The 4,247-nt window shown below is 43.3% G+C and carries 3 protein-coding genes, 4 tRNA genes and 1 pseudogene; 7 read left to right on the top strand and 1 reads right to left on the bottom strand.

Annotated elements, in window-relative coordinates; genetic code table 11:
* Nucleotides 1-160: 160 nt before the first annotated feature.
* On the top strand, nt 161-1,192 hold the full coding sequence (gene murB, locus HGT70_RS16395) for a UDP-N-acetylmuramate dehydrogenase (RefSeq protein ID WP_214196571.1): 1,032 nt from the start codon (nt 161-163) through the stop codon (nt 1,190-1,192).
* Nucleotides 1,189-2,151: a bifunctional biotin--[acetyl-CoA-carboxylase] ligase/biotin operon repressor BirA gene (gene birA, locus HGT70_RS16390; RefSeq protein ID WP_214196570.1), complete on the top strand. Its 963-nt coding sequence runs from the start codon at nt 1,189-1,191 to the stop codon at nt 2,149-2,151. The genes murB and birA overlap by 4 nt, the downstream gene beginning before the upstream one ends.
* Nucleotides 2,152-2,162: 11 nt before the next feature.
* On the opposite strand, the gene coaA is transcribed toward birA, so the two are convergent.
* Entirely contained in the window at nt 2,163-3,116 is a 954-nt protein-coding gene (gene coaA, locus HGT70_RS16385; protein WP_071433365.1) for a type I pantothenate kinase, read from the bottom strand.
* 424 nt (nt 3,117-3,540) lie between these two features.
* Between coaA and HGT70_RS16380 the strand changes: the two genes are divergently transcribed.
* From HGT70_RS16380 to HGT70_RS16360, 5 genes and pseudogenes are all read left to right on the top strand, one after another.
* Nucleotides 3,541-3,616, top strand: a tRNA-Thr gene (locus tag HGT70_RS16380).
* A 10-nt stretch (nt 3,617-3,626) separates the two neighbouring features.
* A tRNA-Tyr gene (locus HGT70_RS16375) sits at nt 3,627-3,711 on the top strand.
* Nucleotides 3,712-3,894: 183 nt separating this feature from the next.
* Nucleotides 3,895-3,969, top strand: a tRNA-Gly gene (locus HGT70_RS16370).
* A gap of 5 nt (nt 3,970-3,974) precedes the next feature.
* Nucleotides 3,975-4,050 (top strand) — tRNA-Thr (locus HGT70_RS16365).
* Nucleotides 4,051-4,170: 120 nt separating this feature from the next.
* Nucleotides 4,171-4,247 (top strand): annotated as a pseudogene (locus HGT70_RS16360) (GTP-binding protein); the annotation flags it as partial.

Raw genomic sequence — 4,247 nt, 5'->3', positions numbered from 1 at the left:
ATGCGAGAGTAGGGAACTGCCAGGCATCCAAATAGACAAAAAGGCCATCCTAACGGATGGCCTTTTTGCATTGGGAAAAGCTAACTTCTTATCGCCTTTTATAAAAAATCCACGCCAAATCAGGTAAACTAGTCGATGATTATCCCATCAAGGTGAAGCCATGACTTGTTCGCAGACCTCTTTAAAATCCTTAAATACCTTTGGCCTTTCTGTGAGTGCCGAACGTATTGTCTATGCACACAATACCGAAACTCTTGTTGAAAGCTGGCAAGCTCATCAAGATAAACCATGGCTGTTGATGGGGGGAGGCAGTAATATGCTGTTCCTCGACGATTTTGAAGGTACGGTGGTCGTCAATCAGTTAAAGGGAATGAGTATTACGCAGACAAAAGAGGAGTGGCGTATTCACTGTGCTGCTGGTGAGAATTGGCATGAGTTTGTTGAGTTCACCATAAAGGAAGGAATGGCAGGGCTAGAAAACTTAGCTCTGATCCCAGGAACGGTAGGGTCAGCACCGATACAAAATATAGGCGCTTACGGTGTCGAATTGAAAGACGTCTGCGCATATGTCGATATCCTCGACCTGAATCAAAATCAAATATTGAGAATTACGAACAAAGAGTGCCTTTTCGGCTACCGAGAAAGTATTTTTAAACATCAGTACCAGCACGGCTACGTCATTACTGCTGTGGGCTTTCGATTAGCAAAGGAATGGCAACCAAACCTTTCCTATGGACCTTTGAAAGTAGCAGAAGGATCGCTACTCACTCCCGAATCGATATTTGATAAAGTGTGCGAAATCCGTCGCAGTAAACTTCCTGATCCTACCAAAATAGGCAATGCAGGCAGCTTTTTTAAAAATCCTATCATCCCGGCTCAAGAAGCTGAAGCTATTAAACAACGCTATCCAGATGCCCCTTTCTATCCACAATGTGACAATCTAGTGAAAATCGCAGCAGGTTGGTTAATCGATCAGGCAGGTCTTAAAGGATATGTAGCCAATCATGCAGGGGTACATCCCCAACAAGCATTAGTCCTGGTTAATTTGGGTGGCGCGCAGCCTGAAGACTTGGTGGGCATGGCGAAACATGTTCGCGATACTGTTTATAACAAATTTGCGATTTGGTTAGAGCCTGAGGTTAGGTTTATCGGCCCTAAGGGCGAAGTTAATGCAGTGGAAACCTTATCATGAAAGATTACAGCATAACGTTGAAGATCATGGCCATATTAGCGGATGGTGAATTCCATTCGGGTGAGCAACTGGGCCAAGCGCTGGGAATGAGCCGTGCGGCGATCAATCAGCATTTAAAAATTCTTGAAACGTGGGGAGTGAGACCCCACCGTGTTACAGGAAAAGGCTATTGTTTGTCAGAGCCAATCAATCTACTTGATCAAGACGTTATCTCTCAACAGTACCACACAGATAACGTGGAGGTTATACCTGTTATTGATTCAACAAACCAATATCTATTAGATAATATCGATAAGCTAACTTCAGGGGACGTCTGTCTGGCTGAGTATCAACAAGCTGGTCGGGGCAGGCGTGGTGGGAAATGGTTCTCCCCCTTTGGCGCTAATCTTTATTTATCGATGTACTGGCGTTTGGAGCAAGGACCGGCAGCGGCAATGGGCTTAAGCTTGGTTGTGGGTATCGTGATAGCAGAGACATTAGTCCAGTTCGGTTGTCATGACGTCAAGGTAAAATGGCCGAATGATCTCTACATCAATAATCGAAAACTCGCAGGTATATTGGTCGAAATGACAGGTAAAACCGGTGATGTTGCACATATCGTTATTGGGGCGGGAATAAACATCGCCATGAAATCTGATACGACTTCGCCGATAGACCAAAGTTGGACCAGCCTTTATCAAGAAGACATTATCACCGACAGGAATGCCCTTTCTGCTGCAATAGTTACCAATCTGCGTATCGCTTTACAGACCTTCGAAATACAAGGGATGACTCCCTTCCTACCTCGTTGGCATGTTTTAGATAATTTTCTCAATAAACCGGTAAAACTCATCATAGGTGACAGGGAAATTCACGGTATTGAACGCGGAATAAATGAATTCGGTGCACTGATGCTGGAACACGAAGACGAAATAAAAGCGTGGGTTGGCGGCGAGATTTCATTGAGAGCCGCCAACTGAATGAGTAAGCGTTATTTGCGTAAACTCACTGTACTGACGGCATGCTTAAGGCTCTTCGATAAAATGAGGTTAGCCCGCTCTCGAGTGGGTAAGATGTTCTCACGAAGATTTAACCCATTAATTTCATCCCATAACGTTGAGGCGATTACCTTCGCTTCATCAATCGACAGCTGTGAGTAATGGTGGAAATACGAATTAGGGTCACTGAAAGCACCTTCCCTAAATCGTAGAAAACGGTTTATATACCACTGCTTAAGAAGATCTTCTGAGGCATCAACATAAATTGAAAAATCGACAAAATCGCTGACGAATACCCGATGGGGATCATGTGAGTAATCCATACCGCTCTGTAGAACATTCAAGCCCTCAAGGATAATAATATCTGGAGCTTCAACGACTTTTTGCTCTTCGGGAATGATGTCGTAGGTTAGATGTGAATAAACCGGAACGGTGAGCTTCTCTTTACCTGCCTTAATATCTGCAACGAAATTAACTAGACGATGCATATCATAGGATTGCGGAAACCCTTTTTTCTTCATAAGCCCGCGTTCTTTTAACAACGCGTTAGGATGTAGGAAGCCGTCTGTCGTGATTAATTCGACCCTACGGTGTTCAGGCCAACGGCTAAGTAAAGCTTGTAGTACACGAGCTGTGGTGCTTTTTCCTACTGCTACGCTCCCAGCAATACTAATAATATAGGGGACTTTCTTGCGGTCAGTGCCTAGAAATTTTTTAACCACATTTTGGTGATTGAGATTTGAGCTGATATAAAAATTGAGTAAACGCGATAGAGGAAGATAGATCTCTGCCACTTCACTGAGTGATAAATCTTCATTAATCCCTTTCAATTGCTCAATATCTTGTTCATCGAGGACCAAAGGAGTTGACTCGCGTAATGTTGCCCAATGTTGGCGGTCAAAATGCAAGTAAGCCGAAGTCAACGGGGACGAATCGATTATGTTCATAGTTGTACGTCTGACATCCGTAACTCAATATGGCGAGAAAAGCCGAGAGGTGAGTTAACTAAAGGTGTTAAAAGAATTTTATCTCTTGAGGTTATCACCTGTTGAGAGCAGTACAAAGCAAAAAGATGTTAATGCTGTGATAATCATATATTTTATATATGTTAAAATAGACAAGAGCCGCAAATAATTAACGAGTGCTAGCAACTTTCACTGAAAATTTTCTACACTTTTCTTAGGTTCTAGCCGTATCAATGATGGAATACTGAAAATCATTTTAATAATAAAACATGGCTTTTTGCTTAATCTTTAAGCTAAAAACACCCTAAATGATGTGTTTTGCATAAAGAATAAGCGAACAGAAAAAAAAGTGAATTTTTTAGTTGCATGATTTTCTAACTCCCCATAGAATGCGCCTCAACTTGATGCCGACTTAGCTCAGTAGGTAGAGCAACTGACTTGTAATCAGTAGGTCACCAGTTCGATTCCGGTAGTCGGCACCAATCAAGTTAAGGTGGGGTTCCCGAGCGGCCAAAGGGAGCAGACTGTAAATCTGCCGTCACAGACTTCGAAGGTTCGAATCCTTCTCCCACCACCATCTCAACTACTACCGTTGTTGAGGCATAGTGAAGTTAGAAAGCTTTTAATAAGCAGTTTTCTTCACACCGGTTTAGACTGAAAACAGTCGAAAGTCGGTCAGTTTATCTGGCAGACTCGAATAATAAAAGCCATTTTATTATTCATAAGCTACAGAAAGTTCCAGGTAGCAGAGTTCCAGGATGCGGGCATCGTATAATGGCTATTACCTCAGCCTTCCAAGCTGATGATGCGGGTTCGATTCCCGCTGCCCGCTCCAGATGTGCTGATATGGCTCAGTTGGTAGAGCGCACCCTTGGTAAGGGTGAGGTCCCCAGTTCGACTCTGGGTATCAGCACCACATTCCTAACTTCCTCCCTGTTTCCTTCTGTTTCTTGATTAAATCCATATTATCGGGTAATAACGACCTGGTTGACGTGATAACTTCACCGATTCTATCTGTGTCATAGAGGAACAAGCGATGGCTAAAGAGCAATTTCAACGTAACAAACCACACGTTAACGTGGGTACTATCGGTCACGTCGACCACGGTAAAAC

Source organism: Rosenbergiella collisarenosi (assembly GCF_018494085.1).
GTDB lineage: Bacteria > Pseudomonadota > Gammaproteobacteria > Enterobacterales > Enterobacteriaceae > Rosenbergiella > Rosenbergiella collisarenosi.
This window is presented reverse-complemented; position numbering and strand designations above follow the sequence as displayed.